Origin of the sequence: Micromonospora jinlongensis (assembly GCF_013410645.1) — a bacterium.
GTDB classification, from domain to species: domain Bacteria; phylum Actinomycetota; class Actinomycetes; order Mycobacteriales; family Micromonosporaceae; genus Micromonospora; species Micromonospora zamorensis.
On the sequence record NZ_JACCHK010000001.1, the window covers coordinates 3,843,020 to 3,865,756 of the forward strand.

General features: G+C 71.9%; 17 protein-coding genes and 1 riboswitch. Of the genes, 7 read left to right on the top strand and 10 right to left on the bottom strand.

Annotation, left to right across the window (positions count from 1 at the left end; genetic code table 11):
* The first annotated feature begins 132 nt into the window (after positions 1-132).
* From HNR22_RS17010 to HNR22_RS17020, 3 genes are all read left to right on the top strand, one after another.
* A complete protein-coding gene (locus tag HNR22_RS17010) occupies positions 133-2,787 on the top strand; it encodes a S8 family serine peptidase (protein ID WP_179781185.1) in 2,655 nt (884 codons plus the stop codon).
* 68 nt (positions 2,788-2,855) lie between these two features.
* A complete protein-coding gene (locus tag HNR22_RS17015; RefSeq protein ID WP_179781186.1) occupies positions 2,856-3,791 on the top strand; it encodes a GNAT family N-acetyltransferase in 936 nt (311 codons plus the stop codon).
* Positions 3,792-3,869: 78 nt separating this feature from the next.
* Positions 3,870-4,118 carry a hypothetical protein gene (locus HNR22_RS17020; RefSeq protein ID WP_218906466.1) on the top strand — a complete coding sequence of 83 codons (249 nt, stop codon included), beginning with the start codon at positions 3,870-3,872 and terminating at the stop codon, positions 4,116-4,118.
* Positions 4,119-4,174: 56 nt separating this feature from the next.
* On the opposite strand, the gene groL is transcribed toward HNR22_RS17020, so the two are convergent.
* The 3 genes from groL to HNR22_RS17035 all read right to left on the bottom strand — a co-directional run bounded on the left by groL (position 4,175) and on the right by HNR22_RS17035 (position 7,506).
* The gene (groL, locus tag HNR22_RS17025) at positions 4,175-5,797 is read right to left on the bottom strand and encodes a chaperonin GroEL (protein ID WP_030490078.1); all 1,623 of its coding nucleotides are present in this window, start codon (positions 5,795-5,797) and stop codon (positions 4,175-4,177) included.
* Between the two features lie 272 nt (positions 5,798-6,069).
* Positions 6,070-7,206, bottom strand: coding sequence for a hypothetical protein (locus HNR22_RS17030; protein ID WP_179781187.1), 1,137 nt, complete (start codon positions 7,204-7,206; stop codon positions 6,070-6,072).
* A gap of 96 nt (positions 7,207-7,302) precedes the next feature.
* Positions 7,303-7,506 (bottom strand): cold-shock protein, encoded by a 204-nt coding sequence (locus HNR22_RS17035; RefSeq protein ID WP_088950422.1) that lies wholly within the window; start codon positions 7,504-7,506, stop codon positions 7,303-7,305.
* Positions 7,507-7,843: 337 nt separating this feature from the next.
* Between HNR22_RS17035 and HNR22_RS17040 the strand changes: the two genes are divergently transcribed.
* On the top strand, positions 7,844-8,374 hold the full coding sequence (locus tag HNR22_RS17040) for a GNAT family N-acetyltransferase (RefSeq protein WP_179781188.1): 531 nt from the start codon (positions 7,844-7,846) through the stop codon (positions 8,372-8,374).
* Positions 8,375-8,543: 169 nt separating this feature from the next.
* Here the strand turns inward: HNR22_RS17040 and paaN are convergent, their stop codons facing one another.
* Positions 8,544-10,217, bottom strand: a complete 1,674-nt coding sequence (paaN, locus tag HNR22_RS17045; protein WP_179781189.1) for a phenylacetic acid degradation protein PaaN — start codon at positions 10,215-10,217, stop codon at positions 8,544-8,546.
* Positions 10,218-10,396: 179 nt separating this feature from the next.
* Between paaN and HNR22_RS17050 the strand changes: the two genes are divergently transcribed.
* Positions 10,397-12,589, top strand: a complete 2,193-nt coding sequence (locus HNR22_RS17050; protein WP_179781190.1) for a hypothetical protein — start codon at positions 10,397-10,399, stop codon at positions 12,587-12,589.
* 9 nt (positions 12,590-12,598) lie between these two features.
* Here HNR22_RS17050 and HNR22_RS17055 read toward each other — a convergent pair whose 3' ends face one another.
* The 3 genes from HNR22_RS17055 to HNR22_RS17065 form a co-directional block, all read right to left on the bottom strand.
* Positions 12,599-13,618, bottom strand: coding sequence for a GNAT family N-acetyltransferase (locus tag HNR22_RS17055; protein ID WP_179781191.1), 1,020 nt, complete (start codon positions 13,616-13,618; stop codon positions 12,599-12,601).
* Between the two features lie 443 nt (positions 13,619-14,061).
* Positions 14,062-15,348: a threonine synthase gene (gene thrC / locus HNR22_RS17060; protein ID WP_179781192.1), complete on the bottom strand. Its 1,287-nt coding sequence runs from the start codon at positions 15,346-15,348 to the stop codon at positions 14,062-14,064.
* Between the two features lie 10 nt (positions 15,349-15,358).
* Positions 15,359-15,494, bottom strand: a riboswitch (SAM riboswitch).
* Positions 15,495-15,561: 67 nt separating this feature from the next.
* Positions 15,562-16,530: a DMT family transporter gene (locus tag HNR22_RS17065; protein WP_179781193.1), complete on the bottom strand. Its 969-nt coding sequence runs from the start codon at positions 16,528-16,530 to the stop codon at positions 15,562-15,564.
* Positions 16,531-16,621: 91 nt separating this feature from the next.
* Between HNR22_RS17065 and HNR22_RS17070 the strand changes: the two genes are divergently transcribed.
* Positions 16,622-16,927, top strand: a complete 306-nt coding sequence (locus HNR22_RS17070) for an ArsR/SmtB family transcription factor (RefSeq protein ID WP_099848963.1) — start codon at positions 16,622-16,624, stop codon at positions 16,925-16,927.
* 71 nt (positions 16,928-16,998) lie between these two features.
* On the opposite strand, the gene HNR22_RS17075 is transcribed toward HNR22_RS17070, so the two are convergent.
* Positions 16,999-17,460: a DoxX family protein gene (locus tag HNR22_RS17075; RefSeq protein ID WP_179781194.1), complete on the bottom strand. Its 462-nt coding sequence runs from the start codon at positions 17,458-17,460 to the stop codon at positions 16,999-17,001.
* 586 nt (positions 17,461-18,046) lie between these two features.
* Here HNR22_RS17075 and HNR22_RS17080 point away from each other — a divergent pair.
* Positions 18,047-18,745 carry a DUF4232 domain-containing protein gene (locus tag HNR22_RS17080; protein WP_179781195.1) on the top strand — a complete coding sequence of 233 codons (699 nt, stop codon included), beginning with the start codon at positions 18,047-18,049 and terminating at the stop codon, positions 18,743-18,745.
* A gap of 10 nt (positions 18,746-18,755) precedes the next feature.
* On the opposite strand, the gene HNR22_RS17085 is transcribed toward HNR22_RS17080, so the two are convergent.
* Positions 18,756-19,652, bottom strand: coding sequence for an ABC transporter permease (locus HNR22_RS17085; RefSeq protein WP_088950431.1), 897 nt, complete (start codon positions 19,650-19,652; stop codon positions 18,756-18,758).
* Positions 19,652-22,516 carry an alpha/beta fold hydrolase gene (locus tag HNR22_RS17090; RefSeq protein ID WP_179781196.1) on the bottom strand — a complete coding sequence of 955 codons (2,865 nt, stop codon included), beginning with the start codon at positions 22,514-22,516 and terminating at the stop codon, positions 19,652-19,654. Before HNR22_RS17090 ends, HNR22_RS17085 begins: the two co-directional genes overlap by 1 nt.
* Between the last annotated feature and the right edge of the window lie 221 nt (positions 22,517-22,737).

Sequence of the window (22,737 nt, forward strand, 5' to 3'; positions counted from 1 at the left end):
CGACCGATCGGAAATCGTGGACAGTTTCCGTCAGCGGCTGACGGAAACTGTCCAAGATCTGCAGGGTTCTTCGGTCAACCCGCAACGCGACGGCCGGGTTGAAACCGCTCGCCGCGGTCGTAAGGTTCTCGGATGCAAGGTCACCCCGCGCAACCCGGATTCAGCGACCGCAGCTCCCCCTGGTCGGTGGTCGCAGCCGTGCTGGTCGGCTGCTGGACGGTCGCGGTCACTGCGGCCACCCAGACCGGCGGCTGGGTCACCGATCAGGTGCTGCTGGGCTTCGGGCTGGACCGCGTCGGCTGGCTCTGGCCGGTACTCGGCCTGGTCACCGTCGTGCTGGTGGGCACACCCGCCCTGCTGCTGGCCGTGCTGCCCCGGTCGGCCACGGTCCGGGCCACCGGGAGGGCCTGGCTGATCGGGGCACTCGCTCTCGGCGTGCTCACACTGCTGCGGGTCGTGCCGCCGGTGCACCACGAGGCGTACCTCGCCGGGCTGGCCGGCGCCGCGTTGCTCAGCGCGCTCGCCGTGCTCTGGTCGGCGCGACGATCGTCCGGCTCGGTCGCCAGCGCAACGCACGACGCCACGGCGCCAACGGCCAGCGACGCCACCGCGCCCGCTGCCAGCACGTCATCACCCGGCGACGGCAGCGCGCCCGCCGGCACCGCGTCGTCGCCGGACGTCGGCACCGGTGGTGCGGCGCTGAACGGTGACGTCGCCCGAGTCGAGGCCGTCGCAAGCCCGGGGCTGAGCGTCGACGCCGCTTCGACCGCCGCCGGGAGCACGAACCCGGTCGAACCCCAGCGGCGCCTGCGCCGGACCGGGTCGGTCCCGCTGCTCGCGGTCGCCGCCGGGTTGGCGCTGCTGCTGCCGTGGGCCTGGCTGGGCGCACTCGGCGGGCTCCTGGAAACCATCCTCGCGCTGTTGGCGGCAGCCGCGCTGGGGGTGCTGGCCGCGACACTGTTGGACGCCACCTTCTGGTCCCGGTTCGCGGTTGGCCGACCGCCCCGGCCGGCCCGGCTCGTCCTGCTCGGAGGCCTGGTCGCCGGGGTGGCGCTGCTGCTGCTCGCGGCCGGCACCGGCCAGTCCGGCGCGCAGTTGCCGGCGCTGCTGACCCTGCCCCCGGTGGGTTTCGCACTGGCCGCGCTGTGGGCCGCGGCCTGGCGACCCACCACCGACCCGGCCGTCGCCGCACGCGCCGGCCAAACGGCGACCGGCTGGCTCGTGGGCCTGGCCGCACTCGGCCCGCTGGCCTTCACCGACCCGGAAGAGATCACCCTGCTGCTGGTCGGCACCCGGGACATCCCGTTCTGGGTGGCGGCCGCCGCTGGCGCCGGGCTCGCCGTCGCGGTCCTGGTCGCCATCGGGTACGCGGTGCTGCTCGCCCGGCCGACGGCACGTACCCCGAGCCGCCGGTCCGCCGCGGTGGCAGCCGTGGTGCTGTTGGTGGCGTTCGGTGTGGTCGACCTGGGTCCGGGCCAACCGGGCCTGTACGGCGAGCGACTGTTCGTGGTGCTGCGGACGCAGGCCGACCTGACTGGTCTGCCGGCCGGCGCGGCGGGTCGGGCCGGGCGGGACGCCCGCGCGACGGAGGTCTACCGACGGCTGGTGACGACCGCCGAGCAGAGCCAGGCCGACCTGCTCCGGGGGTTGCGTCGACTGCGACTCGATCCGGTGTCGTACTACCTGGTCAACGCGGTGGAGGTCGACGGCGGTCCGGCGGTGCGGGCGTGGCTCGCCCGCCGGCCGGAGGTGGCCCGGGTGCTGGTCAGCCAACGTCTGCGGCCACTGCCGGCCCCGGCGGGGCAGAACCGGGGCACCGCGCCGACGCCCACCGGCCCCGAGTGGAACATCCGCCAGATCGGCGCGGACCGGGTGTGGTCCCAGCTCGGGGTGACCGGCACGGGCATCGTGGTGGGCAGCTCGGATTCGGGGGTGGACGGCGCCCATCCGGCGCTGCGCGCCGGGTTCCGGGGCGGAGACGACTCCTGGTACGACCCGTGGGACGACACCCGCAGCCCGACCGACCAGGGTGGGCACGGCACCCACACGGTGGGCAGTGCGGTGGGACGCGACGGCATCGGGGTGGCGCCGGACGCGCAGTGGGTGGGCTGCGTCAACCTGGACCGCAACCTCGGCAGCCCCGCGCACTACCTGGACTGCCTCCAGTTCATGCTGGCGCCCTTCCCGACCGGTGGCGACCCGTTGACCGACGGCCGTCCGGAGCGCGCCCCGCAGGTGCTGACGAATTCGTGGGGCTGCCCGCCCATCGAGGGTTGCGACCAGCGCGTGCTGCGGCCGGCAACCGCCGCACTGGACGCCGCCGGGATCTTCGTGGTCGCCGCCGCCGGCAACACCGGGCCGTGGTGCGCGTCGATCGACGACCCACCGGCGCCGTACGCGGACGTGCTGACCGTGGGCGCGGTGGACGCGCAGCGCCGGGTCGCCGAGTTCTCCTCGCGCGGGCCGGTGCCGGGTGCGAGTAAGCCGGACGTGCTGGCGCCGGGTGTGGGTGTGGTGTCGGCCATGCCGGGCGGCACGTACGCCGCGCTGGACGGCACCTCGATGGCGACCCCGCAGGTGGCCGGGGTGGTCGCGCTGATGTGGTCGGCGAACCCGGCGCTGGTCGGCGACGTGGCCCGGACCCGGCAGATTTTGCGGGACACCGCCACGGCGGCGACGCCCACCTACCGCTCCGACAACCCGTCCGACGCCTGCGGTGCTCCGTCGAACGTCACGGGTGCCGGGGAGGTGGACGCGTACGCCGCCGTGCGCGCCGCCCAGCAATAGGCAGGTTTCCTTCCTGATCCGACGGGCGGGAGCGCGGGCCGCCACACGGTGTTCTAGGGTCGGCGACCATGGACGCCGAGATCACCGTCACCGAGCTGACCCCCGACCTGGCCGACACCGTGGTGCGGCTCTGCGAGCAGGCTCTCGACCTTCCCGAGGACGCCACCGAGGCCGCCGCCATCGTGGACGTGCTCTGGCCCCGGGCCGCCGCCGACCGGCCGGTGGTCGGGCTGGGCGCGTACCGGGGTGCGGACCTGGTCGGGGTGTTGTTCTGCTCGGTGTCGTCGACCGAGCCGGGCATCGGGCATGTCGACCTGGTCGCGGTACATGCGGATCAGCGTCGCCGGGGCGTCGGTCGGGCGCTGCTGGGGCGGGCCGAGCAGGTGCTGGCCGAGCGCGGTGTGACCGAGGTGCTGCTGGCCGGGAACCCGCCGTACTACGCGTGGCCGGGCATCGACGTCCGCTACACCCCGGCGGTCTGCGCCGCCCTCGCGCTCGGCTACCAGCAGGACCGGACCGCCTGGAACATGACCGCCGACCTGTCGTACGACGGGTCACCGGCACTGCGGTCCACCGAGGCGGCGGAGAGGCGGCTGGCCGATCAGGGCGTCACAGTGCGCCGGGCGGAGCCGGCGGACCTCCCGGCGTTGACCGCGTTCGCCCGGTCCACCTTCGGCGGCACGTGGGACGGCGAGTTGGCCGGGTCGGTGGGTCGTGACGGCGCCGGCTGCCACCTGGCGGAGCGGGGCGGCGAGGTGCTCGGCTTCGCCGCGTACGGGTCGTCCCGGCCGAGCTGGTTCGGGCCGATGGGCACCGCGCCGGCAGCCGAGGGGTCGGGCATCGGTGGCGTGCTGCTGCGGCGCTGCCTGCGGGACCAGCAGGCGGCGGGGCTGACCCGGGCGGAGATCGGCTGGGTGGGACCGGTGCCGTTCTACTCGGGCAGCGCGGGTGCCCGGATCGAGCGGGTCTTCTTCCTGTACCGGCGGACCCTGTCGGTGGCGTAACCGGGGCAAAGGGGATATTGATCCATTCGCCCGCGTCGGTCATCGACGCCCCCTACCGTTTCGGTAGAGGAGGCAGCCATGACCACGGATGACGACCAGACCGAGGACGGCCCGCCGATCACCTGGAAACCGGTCGGCGAACTCCCCGGCCAACTGCCGTTCGACCGGCTCGACTACGGCGACGCCGAGCAACTGGCCGAGATGACCACCGACGACGGGTCGGCGGTCGTCGAGGAGCCACGGGAGATGGTGGACGAGCCGATCCAGCTGCTTCCGCCGTACAACCGGGCACAGAAGCGGCGCAACCAGCGCCCACTGCCGACCTGACGACGAACGGGGCGGACCGCGTCAGCGGCCCGCCCCGTTCTGTGTCGGAACTGGACTCAGAAGTCCATGTCCCCGCCACCCGGGCCAGCCGGGGCAGCCGGGGTCTTCTCCGGCTTGTCCGCGACAACGGCCTCGGTGGTGAGGAACAGCGCCGCGATGGAAGCGGCGTTCTGCAGCGCCGAGCGCGTCACCTTGGCCGGGTCGATGATGCCCGCGGCCAGCAGGTCGACGTACTCGCCGTTGGCGGCGTTGAGGCCGTGACCCGCTTCGAGGTTACGGACCTTCTCCACCACGACGCCGCCCTCAAGGCCGGCGTTGACGGCGATCTGCCGCAGCGGGGCGTCCAGCGCGACCTTGACGATGTTCGCACCAGTCGCCTCGTCGCCGACCAGGTCGAGCTTGTCGAAGGCGGTCTTGCCGGCCTGGACCAGCGCGACGCCACCACCCGGGACGATGCCCTCCTCGACGGCGGCCTTCGCGTTGCGAACGGCGTCCTCGATGCGGTGCTTGCGCTCCTTGAGCTCGACCTCGGTGGCCGCGCCGACCTTGATGACCGCAACGCCGCCGGCCAGCTTGGCCAGCCGCTCCTGCAGCTTCTCGCGGTCGTAGTCGGAGTCGCTCTTGTCGATCTCGGCCCGGATCTGGTTGACCCGGCCCTGGATCTGCTCGGCGTCACCGGCACCGTCGACGATGGTGGTCTCGTCCTTGGTCACCACGACCTTGCGGGCGCGGCCCAGCATGTCGAGGCTGGCGGCGTCGAGCTTGAGGCCGACCTCCTCGCTGATGACCTGGCCACCGGCGAGGATGGCGATGTCGGTCAGCATGGCCTTACGGCGGTCACCGAAGCCCGGCGCCTTGACGGCGACCGACTTGAAGGTGCCACGGACCTTGTTGACCACCAGGGTGGCGAGGGCCTCGCCCTCCAGGTCCTCGGCGATGATCAGCAGCGGCTTGCCCGACTGCATGACCTTCTCCAGGATCGGGAGCAGGTCCTTCACCGACGAGATCTTGCTGTTGGCGATCAGGATGTACGGGTCGTCGAAGACGGCCTCCATACGCTCCGGGTCGGTCATGAAGTAGGCCGAGATGTAGCCCTTGTCGAAGCGCATACCCTCGGTGAGCTCCAGCTCCAGCCCGAAGGTGTTGCTCTCCTCGACGGTGATGACGCCTTCCTTGCCGACCTTGTCCATCGCCTCGGCGATGATCTCGCCGACGGTGCTGTCGCCAGCGGAGATGGAGGCGGTGGAGGCGATCTGCTCCTTGGTCTCGACGTCCTTGGCGAGCTTGGACAGCTCCTCCGAGACGCTCGCGACCGCGGCCTCGATGCCCCGCTTCAGGGCCATCGGGTTGGCGCCAGCGGCCACGTTGCGCAGGCCCTCGCGAACCAGGGCCTGGGCCAGGACGGTCGCCGTCGTCGTGCCGTCACCGGCAACGTCGTCGGTCTTCTTGGCGACCTCCTTGACCAGCTCAGCGCCGATCTTCTCGTACGGGTCCTCGAGCTCGATCTCCTTGGCGATGCTCACACCATCGTTGGTGATGGTGGGGGCACCCCACTTCTTCTCGAGCACGACGTTGCGGCCCTTCGGGCCGAGGGTCACCTTTACGGCGTCGGCGAGCTGGTTCATGCCCCGCTCGAGGCCGCGGCGAGCCTCTTCGTCGAAAGCGATCATCTTGGCCATACGGCGTTGTCCTCCTGGACACTCACGGGCCACCCGAGATGTGTGCCCCGGATGGGCCGCCTGGTGTGCGCACCTAGGGACGTCGCCACCTGGCGACGACGACGTCCTTCGGCCGGGCCGGATAGCCCGCGACGACCGGCCATGTGCTGCCCCGGTGTCTCCACACCGGCACAACCTGGCCCCACCGTCCCGACCGTTGGCACTCACGGTATGCGAGTGCCAATGACTTGTTTAGCACTCTCCCCTGCCGAGTGCAAGCACGATGGGGCCGCTCAGCCGAGTTCCGCGGCCAGTCCGGGAGTGTTCACCGGCGCCTCATGGGCGCGCTGCTCGGCGTACGTGACCAGCAGACCGATCATCTGGGCGAGGTGGGCCGGGAGGGCCAGCACCGCGGTGATCCCGATCACCACCACCGCCCCGACCGCGTTGCCCGGGGACGCGAAGGGATCCGTACCGAACGCCGAGGTGCCCACGCCTTCCAGGGCGCCGGGGATCAAGGTGCCGACGATCACCGCCAGGGCGACCAGGGCCACCCGACCGAGCAGCAGGCCGAGCCGGTCGTGGAACATCCGGAACGACCGGCCGATCGGGTTGTGGCGTTCGAAGAGGTAGACCGGACCGGCCATGCTCAGCGCGAACGCCAGGTAGATACCCGGCAGGACGCAGAAGCAGACACCGATGCCGATGAGCAGGCTGACCAGCAGGGTCCACCCCCACAGCCCGAGTGCCCGACGGATGCCGTAGCGCAGCGCTGAATCCAGGCTGCCCGGCTGACCGGCCGCCTGCTGGGTGATCACCCAACTGCCGGCAGCCCACCCGACGGCCTGCAACAACCCGACCAGCACGCTGCCGCCGATCAGCACGACCAGGAGGCCAACCAGCTCGACGGCGAAGTTGTCCGGCAGGGCGGCGGTCGTGCTCGTCTCGGCCTCGGCGGCCCAGTTCGCCGACGGGTCCACCCCGAGCGAGATCACCGAGAGCACCGCCGCGGGCAGCACCTGGGTGAGCAGCATGATGGGCACCAACTGCCGCCAGCCTCGGCGCAGCGCTCCCCCGCACCGGCTGAACCAGCCGGCGAGGCCGGCACCGGGTGGAGTGACCAGGGGGTCGTTCGGGTCGTACCCGTAACCCGGCGGGTACCAGTTGACCGGCGGCCCCGGATGCCACGGCTGCGGACCGTAGGGCCCCGCTCCCGGCGGGTAGCCCCCGGTGGGCGGGAACACCCACCCCTGCGGCGGCTGACCGGCCGGGCCCCAGGCACCCTGCGCAGGATCCCAACCAGCCGGCGGGAGACCCGGCACGGAGCCAGGCGGCTGACCGGCCGGGCCAGGCTGACCCTGCGTCGGGTCGGACGGGCCTGGCTCACCCGGCCCGTAGGGCGGGGTGGACGAGGGTGGCTGGTCGGTCATGAACGCTCCTCAGCATCGGCTGGAACGGTTCACGATCTTCCCGGCTGCGCGCCCGCGCCGCCAGCCCCCAAGGCGGCGGCCGACCGGTGCGAACGGTCAGGCGATGACGCGTACGTGCTCCGCCTGGGGGCCCTTCTGGCCCTGGGCGATCTCGAACTCGACCCGCTGGCCGTCGTCCAACGCCTTGTAGCCGTCCATCTCGATCGCGGAGAAGTGAACGAACACGTCCTGACCGCCGTCGACGGCGATGAAGCCGTAGCCCTTTTCGGCGTTGAACCACTTGACGCTGCCCTGTGCCACGGTGCACTTCCCTCACTCTGCGCGGTGCTGCCTGACCCGGCGCACGGAGCGGCCGGGCGCCCTCGGACCACCACCTCGGCAATCGATGACCGCCATTGAAGCAGGTGACCGAAATCGCACGCTACACGAGGACTGACAGCCGCGCACGACCACAAATCGGGCATGGCCCTGGTGGCTTCGACACCAGCTCCGGCCGCACCGGTCGACCCGGCGCAGCGATCCGACGGATTTATCGTCGTGAGTGCCTGGGGGAAGGTGATCGAGGCTGCGCCGCGGCCCGGTGAAGATCGGGCCCGACCCGGAAAATGCCGTTCGCCCCCTGTGATAGGCATGCGGCATGACCACCGATACGGACTCGACCTCCGTTCGTCGGGCGGAGATCCGCCGGGGCCGGCCGGAGGACGCCGCCCGGATGCGGGCGCTGCGACTGGAGATGCTCGCCGACGCACCGTTGGCCTTCCTGGAGACCTTGGCGGACGCGGCGGCCCGACCGCACAACGAGTACGCCGCACGGGTCGCGTACACCTCGGCCGGCCCGAACAACGCGCAGTTCGTCGCGGACCCGGGCGGTCGGCTGGTCGGGCATGCCGGTGGCACTGTCGCCCCGGACGAGCCCGGGCTGACCGTGATCTACGCCGTGTACGTCACGCCGACCTGGCGGGGCAGCGGCCTTCTCGGCGACCTGATCGACGGGGTGGCCGACTGGTCACGGGCCTGCGGCCGACCGGAGCTGCTGCTGGAGGTCGTGGTCGGCAACGACCGCGCCTACCGGGCGTACCAGCGGCTGGGCTTCAAGGACACCGGGGTACGAGTCCCCCACCCCACAATCCCAGCCCTGAACGAGCTACAGATGCGCAGACCCGCCTAAAAGAAAAACCCATCCCAAGGCAGAACCACTGAGATGCCCCCATAAAGAAACCGGAAGCGCCCGCGCCACAGTGCCCACAAAGGGTTTCCGGGGCAGCCCGACCCGCGCAGGGATCAAGCCTGACCGCCCGGAGCGGGTCGGGCTGCCCCGGAAACCCCCACCGCAACCACTACACGTGACGCCGCGACTGAACGATCCGGAACCGGTTGGCCACATAAGCCCCATCGGTCAACGCCGAGTTGGCCGCCGCGTTGGCCCCGCTGCCGTGGAAGTCGGAGAACGCCGCCGACTGGTTCACGAACACCCCGCCGGTGAGGTTGCAGGACAGGTGCACCCCGACCTCGACCGCGACCGCCTCGGTGGCGTCCAGCACCGTCTCGTCGGTGGAGTAGACCCCGGCGGTGAGCGCGCCCTTCTCGCCGACAGTCCGGCGCAGCAGCTCCAGGCTGTGCGCGGTGGAGTCGGTGGCGATGGCGAACGAGATCGGCCCGAACCACTCCCGGCCGTACGTCTCCGCGTCGTCCGCCGCCAGCTTCACGATCGTCGGGGTACGCACCACCGCGTCGGCGTACGCCGGGTGCGCCACGGCCCGCGACTCCAGCACCGGCTCGCCGACCCTGGTCACCTCGGCCAGCCGTTCCAGCACCCCGTCGTTGACGATGGCGCCGGTCAGCTCCACGCCTCGGGCCGGGTCGGCGGTGAGCTTGCCGACCGCTGCGGCGATCCCGCCGGCCACCTCGTCGAAGCTCTTGTGCCCCTGGTCGGTCTCGATGCCGCCGGCGGGGATGAGGATGTTCTGCGAGGTGGTGCACATCTGGCCGCTGTAAAGGGTCAGCGTGAAACCGAGGTTGCGGCACATGCCGGCGAAGTCGTCGGTGGAGTCGATGACGACAGTGTTCAGGCCGGCCTTCTCGGTGTAGACCGAGGCCTGCCGGGCGTGCGTCTCCAGCCAGTCGCCGTACTCGGTGGAGCCGGTGAAGTCGACGATCTTCACGGAGCGGTGCAGGGCCAGGTCGCTGGCGAGCTTCTCACCGGGCGCCTCGGCCGCCAGCATGATCAGGTTCGGGTCGAACCCGGCCTCGGCGAGCACCTCCCGGGCGTACTTCACGGTGATGGCCAGCGGTAGCACCGCGCGCGGGTGCGGCTTGACGATCACCGGGTTGCCGGTGACCAGCGAGGCGAACAGCCCGGGGTACGAGTTCCAGGTCGGGAAGGTGTTGCAGCCGATCACCAGCGCCACCCCACGCGGCACCACGTGGAACGTCTTGGTCATCCGCAGCGGGTCACCCTTACCGGCGGCCTTCTCCCAGCCTGCCGTGCCCGGGTGCCGGGTCATCTCGGCGTACGCGTACGCCAGCGCCTCCAGGGCCCGGTCCAGTGCGTGCGCGCCGCCGGCCTGGAAGGCCATCACGAACGCCTGCCCGCTGGTGAACTGCACCGCGTTGGCCAGCTCGAAGATGTTCTTGTGCAGCCGGTCGAGGATCTCCAGGCAGACTCCCACCCGGGCCTGCGGGCCGGCGTCGCGCCAGGCCGGCAGTGCGGCGGAGGCGGCGCTCACCAGCTCGCCGGGGCCGGCGTGCGGGTAGCGCACCGCGAGCTCCACCCCGAACGGGCTCGTCTCGGTGGCGACCCGGTCGCCAGCGCCCGGCTGGTCGAGCGGGAAGTCACCACCGAGGTACGCCTCGAAGGCGGCCTTGCCGTCGGCGGCGGCGGTCTCGCCGTACACCCGAGGGCTGGGGGATTCGGGATAGGCGGACCAGTAGCCCCGCTCCGTGATCGCGGTCAGCGCACGGTTGAGGGTGTCGGCGTGCCTGTCGTACAGGGGATGCGGGGTCTCCGTCATGCCCGCCATCATGCCTGAGTCCGGTCCGCGAGCAGTAGCGCGAATGCCCGACAGCGGCTCATGCCGCAGTCGGGTTCGGGAGCAGAAGCGCCAATGACCGACGGCACCGCGGTTGCCCGCGGCGCCAGCGGGTAACCGCGGGCCTCCGGCCAGGAGAGCCGGCCACGGGAGGGCGGCGGGTGAGGATCACCGAGATCCGGGTGCACGGGGTCGCCGACAAGGGGCCGGAGACGATCCTCGACCGGCCGATCGTCGCGCGGGTCGCGGGAGACGACAATGCCGGCTTCTACCGACCGCGGCCCGGCTACGGTGCCCCCGCGGACCGCGACGGGGTGACGCTTGAGGCGTACCGCTGGAGCCGGCTGACCGGCGGCACCGCGACCCGGACGTTCTCCCTGGTCCTGCTCCTGCCGTTCATGCTCAGCAACATCGCGGTCTGGATGCTGCCGGTCACCGGTGGCGAAGGCCGTGCCGCGCGGGCGCTGTGCCGAGTGTTGGCCGCGACGATGACCGCGATGTACGTGCTCTCCGCCGTCGGGGTGTCCCTCGACCTGATCGCCTGGCAGTGCGCGGCCTACCCGAGGTGTCTGGAGGGGCGGCGGGAGATCTCCTGGCTGGGCGGCGTGCCACCAGGTCAGCGGCTCGCGCTGCTGGCCGTACCCCCGATCATCGCGATCGTCCTGATCTGGCGGCTCGGTGCCCGGACCTGGCAGCTCCCCGAGGACAGCGACCACGCGCCCGGGGTGGGTGCGGACCGGCTCGACGCGCCCGCCTTCTGGGACACTCGGTCGCTGCTGCGCCGCTTGCGCTCGGTGCACGTCGCGGTGGCGCTGGGCACGCTCAACCTCACTCTGCTGCTGGCTCTGGCGCCGCACGACGCCACAGTGCCCGGCTGGCTGCTGCTGGCGGCGGACGTGGTGCTGCTCGCCGGGGCGGTGGTGCTGCTCTGCCGACCGGCGATCGAGCGGCGCGGAGAGCACGACCAGCGCAGTTCGCTGACGATCCGCTGGGTGGCCGTCGCGCTCACCGCACTGACCCTGGGGTACGCGTCGCTGCCACGTCCGTCGTGGACGGCCGAGGGAATGTTGCCGGGGTACGGGATGCTTGCCGCCGGGCTGTTCGCCGGGCAGGTGGCGCTGCTCGCGATGCTCGGCCTGGTGGTCGTGGTGCAGCGGCGTTCCCTTCCTCGCCCCCACTTCCTGCTGGCCGGGCTGGGCGCGCCGGTGCTGATCACCGTCGCGATCGGGCTGGGCGTCGCCTACGACTCGGGCCTGACCTACGGGCTCGCCGAGTATCTGGACCGTGGTTCCAGCCCGACGCCGGCACGGCCGCTACCGCCTGGTGCGCCACCGCTGTCGCCGCCGATCGCCTTCCGCTGGGCCACCCTCGGCTTCTCCCTCGCCGTGCTCCTGGTGATCATGACGGCAGTGCTCGTGCCCCGGCTTCGCCGTGGCCGTCGCCGCCGGGAGGCCGAGGAACTGGTCCGGCGGGACTATCCGGAAGCCTCCCGGGCGGCCCCGGAACGGGTCCGGGCCGTCCGCGACGCGATCGTGCGTGCCCGGCTCACGGATCGGCTCGGGCCGCTGCTGGTCGCCGCGTACGTGGTGTTGGCACTGCTCACCCTCGCGGCGGCCGGGCTCTCGGTGGTCGGTCCCGGCCCGGGTGCGCTGGCGCTGCGACTGGGCGGCGAGTCGCTGGCCCGTCCGGTGATCTTCGTGACCGACCTGGGCGCTCTGCTGATCGGGCTGTTCGCCACGGTCCTCGCGGTGATGGGACTGGTCGCCTACCGATCCGGCGCGATCCGGCTGGTCGGGGTGCTCTGGGAACTGGCCACCTTCTGGCCGCGCGCCGCGCACCCGCTCGCCCCGCCGTGCTACGTCGAGCGGGCGGTCCCGGAGCTGACCCGCCGGATCGGGCAGCTCACCGCCGACGGGAACGCGGTGGTGCTGTCCGGACAGAGCCACGGCAGCGTGCTCGCGGCGGTGACGATCCTGCAACTCCCCGACCACTGTCGCCGACGGGTGGCCCTGCTGACCTACGGCTCCCCGCTCGGAAACCGCTACCGGCGGATCTTCCCGGCGTACGTCAGCGACGAGATGTTGCGCGAGGTCGGCGGCCGGTTGGCCTGGCGGTGGATCAACCTGTGGCGGTACACCGACGCGGTGGGCGGACCGGTGTTCGTCCCGCTCCTGGACGGACCCGACGACCCGGCAGCCCGGGTCGACCGTCGGGTGCGGGACCCGAAGGGACTGCTCATCCCACCGACCGACACCGTGCCCCCACCGGTGCAGGGCCACCGGTTCACCCCGGACGACGACTTCCACGACGCGATCCGCGAGCTGGTCGGGCGATTGGAGCGGACGGACGGGTGACCGCCCGGGTCAGAGGGAGAGCTGCCAGTTGTTCCAGGCGTCCACCGGGCGGAAGCCGAGCTGCTCGTTGATCGCCACCATGTAGCTGTTGCTCGCGGCGTTGAAGGTGTCGATGACGCGGACCGTCGGCTCGTGGGTCAGCAGGTGGTGCAGGTTCTCCGCCTTGGCGATGAGACCGAGCCGGTGCCCACGGTGGGCCGGGTCGACGATGGTGATCTGCTGGAAGGCGTGCCAGTCGGTGGAGGCGCTCACGTCCAGCAGGGTCCAGGCGACCAGCCGCCCGGACGCCTCGTGGCGCATCCCGAGGTGGTAGCGCCGCCGACCCCGGGCGTCCAGGGCGCGCTCGGTGCCACGGATGCGCTCGGCGTCCACCTGCTCCGGGTCCCACTGCACGTCGCCCATGGGCGCGTCCATGAGCAACCGGCCGTCCAGGTAGGCGATGTCCGCCACGTACTCCTGCGGGGTGGAACCCTGCCAGCAGACCGATCGATAGCCCTCCGCCCGCGGCCGGGCCTCGGCCAGCGCCGCGCGCAGGGCGATCCGGTCGATCGCGTCGACGTCGAGGCGGCGACGCACCTCGGGCAGCGCCGACTGGGCGCCGGTGGTGGCGGCGAACGCGTCTCCCGCCGCTGATCGCGCCGGCCCGTCGGGCAGCGCGGAGACGGTCATCGCGACGACCCGCTTGCGGCCGCGCTCGCGGAGCAGGCGTACGCCGTACTCGTGCAGCGCGCGACCGACACCCCGGCGCCGCAGCTCGGGATGCACCGTCAGCTCGGCGGTGGCGTTGTCGGTGTTGTCGAGCTGCGGCAGGTCCAGCTGGAGGTAGCCGGCCGGCGCGCCGTCCAGCCGGGCCAGCGCCCAGAGCGATTCGGTGCCGGGCATCGGCGTGTGGAACAGCGCGTCGAAGCGGCGTCGGCAGAAGGGTGGGAAGTCCGGCAGGTCGACCTCGATGGCCGCCGCGCCGATCCGGTACGCCTCGTCGACCGAGGTGCGGTCGGCGCCGTCGAACGACGCGATGGTGATGCTCATGCGGTGAGCGTGCACCGTACAAAAGCGATCGGGCCAGCGAATTACTCGCTGGCCCGATCGAACGTTGGTCGGGAGGGACACTCGCACAACGCCTCCGGCGTTGGGTCGCAAGAACTTCAAAAGTCTTCGGCGAAATGCCCTCCCGCACGGAGCATCTTGCGCCGTCCGGTTCCTGCCGTCAAGTCCGTAGCGGCGGGTTTCCCACACTCACAGCTAAAACCCAGTTACCGACTGATCGACTCGGACCGGTTCCGGGCGGGCCCACTCCCCCGTCAAACCAGCCCGCACGACGCGGCCCTGCACATGATCCACCCGGTTTCACTGAAGTCGGGGTGTCCAAGCGGCCCGGACACCCCGACTTCCGCAAACCCGAGTGGATCAAGCCCGGCCGAGGCCGGCGTCGACCGGCGAAGACCGACCGAGCGACGCGCCCGGGCGGCGGGTCAGCCCAGGAGGCCGGCGTCGCGGGCGGCGCGCAGCGAGGGCTTGATGTGGTGGGTCGGCCCGACCTGACCGGCCACCGCGTCGATTGTCTTCAGACCCTCGCCGGTGTTGAACACCACGGTCTCCGCCGTCGGGTCGAGTCGGCCGGACTCGACCAGCTTGCGCAGCACCGCCACTGTCACCCCACCGGCGGTCTCCGCGAAGACGCCGGTGGTGCGGGCCAGATCGCGGATGCCAGCGCGGATCTCGTCGTCGTCGGCGTACTCCATCCAGCCGCCGGTGCGGCGGACCGCCTCCAGCGCGTAGAGGCCGGCGGCGGGGTCGCCGATGTTGAGCGACTTGGCGATGCCGGTGGGCTTGACCGGGGTGATCGTGTCGGTGTCGGCGTGCAGGGCGGTGGCGATCGGGTTGCAACCGGCGGACTGCGCGCCGAAGACCTTCCAGCCGCCGGCCGGCGCCTCGACCAGACCGATCTCCACCAGCTCGGAGAACGCCTTGTCAATCTTGGTGAGCAGCTCACCGCTGGCCATCGGGATCACCACCTGCGCCGGGATCCGCCAACCGAGCTGCTCGGCCACCTCGTAGCCGAGCGTCTTGGAGCCCTCCGCGTAGTACGGGCGGACGTTCACGTTGACGAACGCGGTGTCCTCGAACTCGTCGGTCTCCACCAGCTCGCCACAGAGCCGGTTGACGTCGTCGTACGAGCCGTCGATGGCGACCAGCTCGCCCCCGTAGACGGCAGTGGTGATGACCTTGCCCTGCTCCAGGTCACTGGGGATGAAGACCACCGAGGGCACCCCGGCGCGGGCGGCGTGCGCGGCCACCGAGTTGGCCAGGTTGCCGGTCGACGCGCAGGCGAACCGGGTGAAGCCGAGCGCCTTCGCGGCGGTGAGCGCCACCGAGACGACCCGGTCCTTGAACGAGTGGGTGGGGTTGGCGCTGTCGTCCTTGACCCAGAGCTGCGCGGTGATGCCCAGCTCGGCGGCGAGGTGCGGGGCCGCCACCAGCGGGGTCAGTCCTGGGTCGAGGGTGACCCGGCTGGCTGGGTCCTGACCGGCGGGGAGCAGTGCGGCGTACCGCCAGATGTTCTTCGGCCCGGCCTCGATCTGCTCCCGGGTGACCGTCGCCAGGGAGGCGGTGTCGTAGTCGACCTCGAGCGGGCCGAAACACTCGTAGCAGGCGTGCTGGGCGGCGAGCGGGTAGCGCGCCGAACAGGCGCGACAGACCAGGGCGCGGGCGGGGCTGGCGGAGGTGTCGATGCCGGAGGCGGCGAGCGTCGACGTCATGTCGAGAGTCCTCTCATCTTTCCCCGCATCGCACGGTGCGGCGGGGACGGAATTGGCACCTGCCCCGCGGGTCGCTCAGCGGTGAGCGCGCGGGGTGGTTGCCGGGGCGTCGTCGGGCCGTATCCCTCAGCCCCTCTGGATGAGGTATGCAGTTGTGCCGTCGAGTCTAGGCAAACCCGGGCGCGGCCTCCAGGGCGGATCCCAGGTAGTGGGTCAGCGGACGCTCACCGCCGCGGGGTCGATCACCGCGACCGGGTCCGTGACCGCTGTGGTCCGGGGCAGCGCCGCGGAGCGGGTCCGGGGCCGGGTGGCCAGGTTCGCGGCGACCAGGGCGGCGATCGTGATGGCGGCCCCGACCAGTTCGACGGGCTCCGGGCGGTAGCCGCGGGCGATCTGCACCGCGAACGTGGTCACCGGGACCAGGTTCATGAACAACGCGGCGTTGGCGGCACCGAGTCGCTGCACGCCGGTGTTCCAGGCCAGGACCGCGATCACGGCGCCCAGGACCACCGCGTACGCCAGTTGCGGGGTGACCGCCACGAGGTCGGCGGCGGCCGGCGCGTGCTGCCAGCCGACGGCGTCGGCGCCGATGCTCGCGGCCAGCATGGCGGCCGTGCCGGCGAGTGCGGTCAGCGTGGTGAAGCGCAGTGGCGACCACTCGCCGAAGCGGCTGGCACCGTGGGTGTAGATGCCCCAGCCGAGCACCGCGCCGATCATCATCAGCCCACCGAGACCGAACTGGCCGAGCCCGGTCAGGCTCCCGCGGGTGATCACCAGGCCGACACCGAGGAGCGCCACCAGGGAGAGACCCAGCAGGAGCGGCTTCGGGCGTACGCCGTCACGGGCCCAACGGACCAGTTGGGTGATCACCGGGGTGGTGGCCACGAAGAGCGCGACCTGCTGCGGGGCGGCGTGTTCGAGGGCCAGGCTGGTGAGCAGGTTGAAGCCGGCGAAGCCGACCACTCCGAGCACCACCACCTCGGCCGCCCGACCACCCAACCGCAGTGCGCCGGCACCCTCACGCAGCAGGAGGACGGCGACCAGGATGACGGCGGCGAGAAGGTAGCGGGCGGTGGTCAGGTTGAGCGGGTCGACCCGGGTCAGCGCGGTGGCCAGGACCGGGAACATCACTCCCCAGGCGAGGACGGCGAGCAGCGGGTATGCGGCGGCGCGGGATCGCATCGTCAGCTCCAATGTTCGAGTATCGTCGAACCAACGGAACTGACAGTAGGAGCTTGTTCGACAATTGTCGAACAAGGGTTACACTGCTCACATGGAGCCGCACGAACCCGAACTGACCGCCGTACCGGTCACCGCCGTGCTGGCCGCACTCGCCGACGACGTGCGGTTGCAGATCGTCCGGGCGCTCGCCGAGGGTGGCGAGGCGGCCTGCGGCAGCTTCGACTTCGGCGTCTCCAAGGCGACCCGCAGCCACCACCTCAGGGTGCTGCGCGAGGCCGGCCTCACCCGCACCCGCGCCGCCGGCACCAGCCGCCTGGTCCGACTCCGGCGTGACGAGCTGAACGAGCTCTACCCCGGCCTCCTGGACGCGGTCCTCAGCCCTCGCCCGCCGGCCTGACCCCCGCCGTCGCCGAGCGCGCCGCCGGAGCCGCCTCGTCGAGGCCCCGGCGACGCGCGGTACGAGTGCGGTCAGACGGCCACCGAGCTGGGTTCGGCCACCGAGCCGGGCGCTGGTGCCGACGGGGAGTCGGCGCGACGCCGGGCGAGCAGCGTGTCGAGCGCCCAGGCACCCGGGCCGAGGGCCGCTATCAGCAGGAACGACCAGCAGAAGAGAGCGGACAGCTCGCCCCCGTTCTGCATGGGCAGCAGGTGATCCGGCTGGTGCACCACGAAGTAGGCGTACGCCATCGAGCCGGATGCCAGAAGAGCGGCGGGTCGGGTGAAGAGCCCGGCCAGCACCAGCGCGCCGCAGACCAACTGGATCAGGGCGGCCCACCAGCCCGGCCAGGTGCCGAGCGGTACCGCCTTGCCGGTCATCGGGTTGCCGCCGAACAACCCGAAGACCGAGGTCAGGCCGTGCAACGTGAACAGCAGGCCGATCACGATGCGGAACAGGGACAGGGTCGGCCCGCCGAGCCGAGAGACGTTCATGGGACCTCCATTGAGGAAAATGGATGGATCCCGTCCATCGTGACGCATGGCTATATCGAAGTTAATAAATTCCTTGCTGGTGGGAAGATCCCCGGTTGAAATATGTCGGCGCAATGCCCGCCAGCGACGAGCAGGCGGGGCCGGACTGCGTCGTGCCGACGCTCTGAGCTGCGGTTACGCAGGAAAATTGGCGTCAGTGCCGCGTCAACCGCAGTATGGGAGCGCTCCCGAATGACGGTACAGCCTGCCTGATGGGCCGTACAGCCCATCGACCCCGCCGACGACGTGGACAGCCCGTCCACCCCGCCGACGACGTGGACAGCCTGTCTACCCCGCCGACCCGACGTGGGCAGCCTGCCTACCCCGCCGACCCGACGTGGGCAGCCGGCCGATCCCGGTGATCGACTCGGTTTCCTTGAAGCCGCGGTATCCCTGGGGCCAGGATGCCCCGGATTCAAGGAGACCGAGTCGATCAAGGCGGGCAGCGGCGGGTCGCGGCGGCCGCGACGGGCAGGGTGGGCAGCGGCGGGCAGCGGCGCGCTGGGTGGGCAGCGGCGGCAGGCCTCCCGTGCGCGAGGATCGGTCGATGATCTCCCGCAAGATGGCAGCACGACGGGCCGGCCGATCGCTCGCGGTGTTCGCGTCTGCGCTCGCGCTCGGCGCCTGCGCACCCGGCGACCATCGCGGCCAGTCCGGGGACCCCACGAGCCCGCCGCCGACCGCACCCGGTGCGTCGGCGAGCCCGTCCGCGAGCACCGACCCGCTGGCCGAGTGCCCGGCGTCCGGCGTCCGGATCCGGTCGACCGGGTCGGACGCCGCGATGGGCCTTCGCGCCCTGGGCCTGGAGCTGGTCAACTGCGGCGACCGCCCCTACCAGCTCAACGGATACCCGGTGCTGCACGTCTACGACGAGCAGCGCGAGCCGATTATGCTGCGCGTGGTCAACGGCGCGAAGGAGATCACCTCGGGCTTCGACCAGCCGCCCCGCAAGGTCACCCTCGCCCCCGACGAGCGGGCCACCGCCGTGGTGCTCTGGCGCAACCTGGTCACCGACCCGACAGTGGTGGCCAGCACGGGCGAGTTCCTGACGGTGGCACCCGCAGCCGGCCAACCGCCCCACGAGGTCGACCCGGACGGGCCGGTCGACCTGGGCAACACCGGTCGGATCGGCGTCAGCGCATGGAAGAAGGCCGACCCGTCCGCACCGGCGCCGACGCGCCCGGCCCCGCCGCCGGTGCCGAGCGCCGTGCCGTCGTCGGTGAGCCCGCCCGACAGTCGGCTGTGAGCCCGGCCCGTCAGCTGGTGATGTCCTTGCGGGTGAAGCGCCAGAACGCCAACCCCCAGAACAACGTCGCGTAGCTGATCGCCGAGATGCATCCGCGTACCACGTCGTCGGTCTGCACGGGAGTCGAGAGCAGCCCCAGCCAGGCGGTGCTGAAGTGGGTGGGCAGGAAGTCGCGTACCGCGCCCAGGGCGGTGATCTGGTCCAGGATGCTGGACAGGATCCACAGCAGCACCGCACCACCCACCGCGCCCAACGCGGCGTCCGTGGTCACCGACAGCAGGAACGCCAGCCCGGCCACCACCAGGAGTACGACCGCCAGGTAGCCGAGCACCGCCAGCAACCGGAGCAGCCCTTCGGTGGGTTCCAGCTCGGCGGCGACCGTGCTGCGCAGCGGCGACCAGCCGTAGCGCAGGGTCCCGGCCAGCAGCGCGGTGCCGGCCAACAGGATCAGGGCCAGCCCCGAGTACGCGAGCGCGACCACCAGCTTCACCGTCAGCAACCTGGCCCGGGGCACCGGGATCGCCAGCAGGTAGCGCAGGCTGCCCCAGCTCGCCTCACTGGCGACGGTGTCGCCGCAGAACAGCGCGACCACCACCACCAGCAGGAACGACGCCGACACGAAGATCGAGAACAGGGTGAAGTTGAGGCCACCCGAGGTGGCCAGCTCGACCAGGCTGGAGAACTCGTTGCGACCGTTGTCGTCGTCGCCGCCCGAGTCGAACTGGAACGCGATCAGGATGATCAGCGGCAGCAGCACCATGAAGCCGAGCGCCAGCTGGGTGCGCCGCCGGGACGCCTGCCGCCGGAACTCCGCCGCGAAGGGCATGGTGGCCGACGGGCGGTAACCCCGGGCCGCACCGGCCGGGTCGGTCACGCCCAGCGGCGTCTCGACGGAAGAGCCTGCCATCACCGGTCACCGCTTCCCCGAGAGTTCTCGCCCACCAGGGCGAGGAACGCGTCCTCCAGGCGCCGCCGGGGCACCACCCGGTCCACTCCGATGCCGGCACGCACCAGCTCGGCCACCACCTCGCTGCGGGCCGTGCCGTTGGTGTCGACCACCAACTGGCCGTCGCTCTCCGGCAGGACCCGGACCCCGTGCAGCCGGTCCAGCACCGCGCGCGCCGCCACCGGGTCGGTGACGTCGAACAGCACGCTCGGCGATTCGCCCACGATTTCCTCCACCGGCCCGGACGCCACGATCCGGCCCTTGTTGACCACCACCGCGTGCGTGCAGGTCTGCTCCACCTCGGCCAGCAGGTGGCTGGAGACCAGCACCGCGCGCCCGTCCGTGGCGTAGCGCTGGAGCACCCGGCGCATCTCGGCGATCTGCGGCGGGTCGAGCCCGTCGGTCGGCTCGTCCAACACCAGCAGCTCGGGAAGACCGAGCATGGCCTGGGCGATGGCGAGGCGCTGACGCATCCCGTGGCTGTAGTTCTTGATCTTCCGGTGCACCGAGTCGCCCAGCCCGGCGATCTCCAGCGCCGCGTCGAACTGCGCGTCCTCCCACGGCCGTCCGGTGGCCCGCCAGTACGCCTTGAGGTTGTCCAGACCCGACAGGTGCGGCAGGAAGCCGGGGCCCTCCACCAGCGCGCCGATCCGGGACAGCACCGGCGAGCCGGGCACCAACCGGCGACCGAAGACGTAGATCTCCCCGGCGGTCGGCTGGGTCAGCCCCATCAGCACCCGCAGGGTGGTGGTCTTGCCGGCGCCGTTCGGCCCGAGCAGACCCACCACCTGACCCGGGTGCACCTCGAAGTCCACGTTCGACACCGCGACGAAGCCGTCCGCGTACTCCTTGCGCAGTGCGCGCACGGCCAGCGGGGTGTCCGCGTACTCCGGGTGCACCGAGCGGTCCTGGCGACGGTGCCGGCGGCGGACCACGGCGACGACCACGACGAGCCCGACGGCGATGGCGGCGAGCAGGCCGGCGAGCACCCAGCGCCAGAGCGTCGCGGCGGTGGGGATCGGCTCGCCGCTGACCGTGGGCAGGGTGACAGCGCCGTCCACCGCCACCGTGTAGACGGTGGGCTGGGCGGGCGTGGTGTACGCCTGGTCGGAGGTGGCCACGACGAGGCGCAGCCGGTGGCCGGCCTCCACCCGTCGGACGATCCCGGGCAGCGTCACGGTGACCGGGCGGGCGTCCTGCACCTGCTGCGGCAGGCCGGTGAGCCGGATCGGGGCGACCAGCCCGTTCGGCAGGGTGGCCGCGCCGTCCGGGTCGACGTCGTAGAGCTTGACGAACAGCACCGCCTCGCCGGTGGGCGACGCGGCCCGCACGGTGACGGTCGGCGCACCGGCCACGTCCACCGCCTCGGTCAGCGGCGCCGACTCGAAGCGGGCGTGCTGGCCGGGCACGTCACCGGCCACGCCGTCCAGCAGCGAGGCGAGCCCGCCGGCGAACGGGATCGAGGAGATCGCGGCTGGGTTGCCGTTGGGCGGGTTGGCGATCGGCTGGGCCGGGCCGGCGACCGGGATCTCCCGGCGGGAGTTGCCGGTCAGGCCCGGGTAGTCGGCGCGGCGGAAGCCGGTGGCGACCAGACCCCGGTCGAGCGCGTCGAAGCCGGCGATCCGCGACCAGGTGAAGTCGTCGCCGGGCGCGTCGCCCTCGCCCTTGACGTAGTGGTCGAGCCACTGGACGGTCAGGAACTTCACCCGGTCTTCGTCCGAGCGGGGTCCACTGCCACCGTCGTGCCCGCCGGTGAACCAGGCGACCCGCACCGGGGTGCCGGCGGCGGCGATGCCGCGCGCGTTCGCGTCGGCCTCACCGAGCGGGAAGAGGGTGTCCGCCTCACCCTGCACCAGCAGGGTGGGCGCCTTGATCCGGTCCAGGACACCCGCCGGGCTGGAGCGGCGCAGCAGGTCAACGGCGGCCTGGTCGGCCTGACCGGTGGTGGCGATCCGCAGGTACGCGGCGCACACGTCGGCGGCGAACCTTCCGCAGGACGGGTCGGCGGCACCGGCCGGGGCACCACCGGGACCGGTGCCCGGGCCAGCGCCCGGCCCGGGACTGGGCGGACCTGCCGACTCCGGGGCTCCCTGCGGCTGGGCGGCGGTCGCACCGGAGAGCCCTGCCGGCCCGGAACCCACGTTGCCGCCGCCACCGAAGAACAGACCGGCCCAGCCCTTCTTGAACACGCCCTCGGTCGGCGCTCCGCCGGTGCTCTCCGGCAGAAAGGCGCGGGACAGGTCGTTCCAGGTGATCATGGGGACGATCGCGTCGACCCGACTGTCCTGGGCGGCCAGCAGCAGTGCCAACCCGCCGCCGTACGAGCCGCCGACCACACCGACCTGCGGGTCACCGGCGGCGTTGGTGCGCACCTCCGGCCGAGCGGCCAACCAGTCCAGCAGCCGCTGAGCGTCGCGCACCTCGTAGTCGGGGCTGTCCAGGTGGATCTCACCGCCGCTGCGACCGAAGCCCCGGGCCGTCCAGGTGAGCACCGCGTAGCCGCGACCGGCGAACTCCTCCGCGTCGGAGCGCACCGACTCCTTCGTGCCGCCGAACCCGTGTGCCAGCAGCACCGCCGGCACCTTCCGCCCGGACGACGCGTCGTCCGGCAGGTAGAAGGTCGTGTCCAGATCCACCGGCTGGTCGCCGGACGGTCCGGAGCGGACGGTGAGCATCGCGCTTTCGGTGCGTACGCCCGGCCCCTGCGGCCACACCGCCCAGGTCACGGCGGCGGCCAGCAGCACGACGACCGCCGCTGCGGCGATCGCGCGACGGCGGGTGGGCAGGGCACGCCGGAACCACGCGGCCGGCGACGGCGATGTCATGCGGCACACGGTACGGCCCGCAGCCTGAGCGTTGGCTGAGATCCGCCGTACGTCCGTCCGGTTGCCCCGATCGGTGTCGAGAGGGGTGCGAGCGCGCAACGTCCGACGCGGCACAGTGAGTTGACTTCGGATTCCGTGAATTCCGATCTATGCCGGATATCCACCTCGATCCCTCCATGTCACACCCATCGACGAAACAAAGTGGGCTGGAGGCGCGGACA

Bases quoted from the DNA above. Each gene is read 5' to 3' on its own strand.
- HNR22_RS17010 (WP_179781185.1), top strand. From the start codon at position 133: ATGCAAGGTCACCCCGCGCAACCCGGATTCAGCGACCGCAGCTCCCCC.
- HNR22_RS17015 (WP_179781186.1), top strand. From the start codon at position 2,856: ATGGACGCCGAGATCACCGTCACCGAGCTGACCCCCGACCTGGCCGAC.
- HNR22_RS17020 (WP_218906466.1), top strand. From the start codon at position 3,870: ATGACCACGGATGACGACCAGACCGAGGACGGCCCGCCGATCACCTGG.
- groL (WP_030490078.1), bottom strand. From the start codon at position 5,797: ATGGCCAAGATGATCGCTTTCGACGAAGAGGCTCGCCGCGGCCTCGAG.
- HNR22_RS17030 (WP_179781187.1), bottom strand. From the start codon at position 7,206: ATGACCGACCAGCCACCCTCGTCCACCCCGCCCTACGGGCCGGGTGAG.
- HNR22_RS17040 (WP_179781188.1), top strand. From the start codon at position 7,844: ATGACCACCGATACGGACTCGACCTCCGTTCGTCGGGCGGAGATCCGC.
- paaN (WP_179781189.1), bottom strand. From the start codon at position 10,217: ATGACGGAGACCCCGCATCCCCTGTACGACAGGCACGCCGACACCCTC.
- HNR22_RS17055 (WP_179781191.1), bottom strand. From the start codon at position 13,618: ATGAGCATCACCATCGCGTCGTTCGACGGCGCCGACCGCACCTCGGTC.
- thrC (WP_179781192.1), bottom strand. From the start codon at position 15,348: ATGACGTCGACGCTCGCCGCCTCCGGCATCGACACCTCCGCCAGCCCC.
- HNR22_RS17065 (WP_179781193.1), bottom strand. From the start codon at position 16,530: ATGCGATCCCGCGCCGCCGCATACCCGCTGCTCGCCGTCCTCGCCTGG.
- HNR22_RS17070 (WP_099848963.1), top strand. From the start codon at position 16,622: ATGGAGCCGCACGAACCCGAACTGACCGCCGTACCGGTCACCGCCGTG.
- HNR22_RS17075 (WP_179781194.1), bottom strand. From the start codon at position 17,460: ATGAACGTCTCTCGGCTCGGCGGGCCGACCCTGTCCCTGTTCCGCATC.
- HNR22_RS17080 (WP_179781195.1), top strand. From the start codon at position 18,047: ATGATCTCCCGCAAGATGGCAGCACGACGGGCCGGCCGATCGCTCGCG.
- HNR22_RS17085 (WP_088950431.1), bottom strand. From the start codon at position 19,652: ATGGCAGGCTCTTCCGTCGAGACGCCGCTGGGCGTGACCGACCCGGCC.
- HNR22_RS17090 (WP_179781196.1), bottom strand. From the start codon at position 22,516: ATGACATCGCCGTCGCCGGCCGCGTGGTTCCGGCGTGCCCTGCCCACC.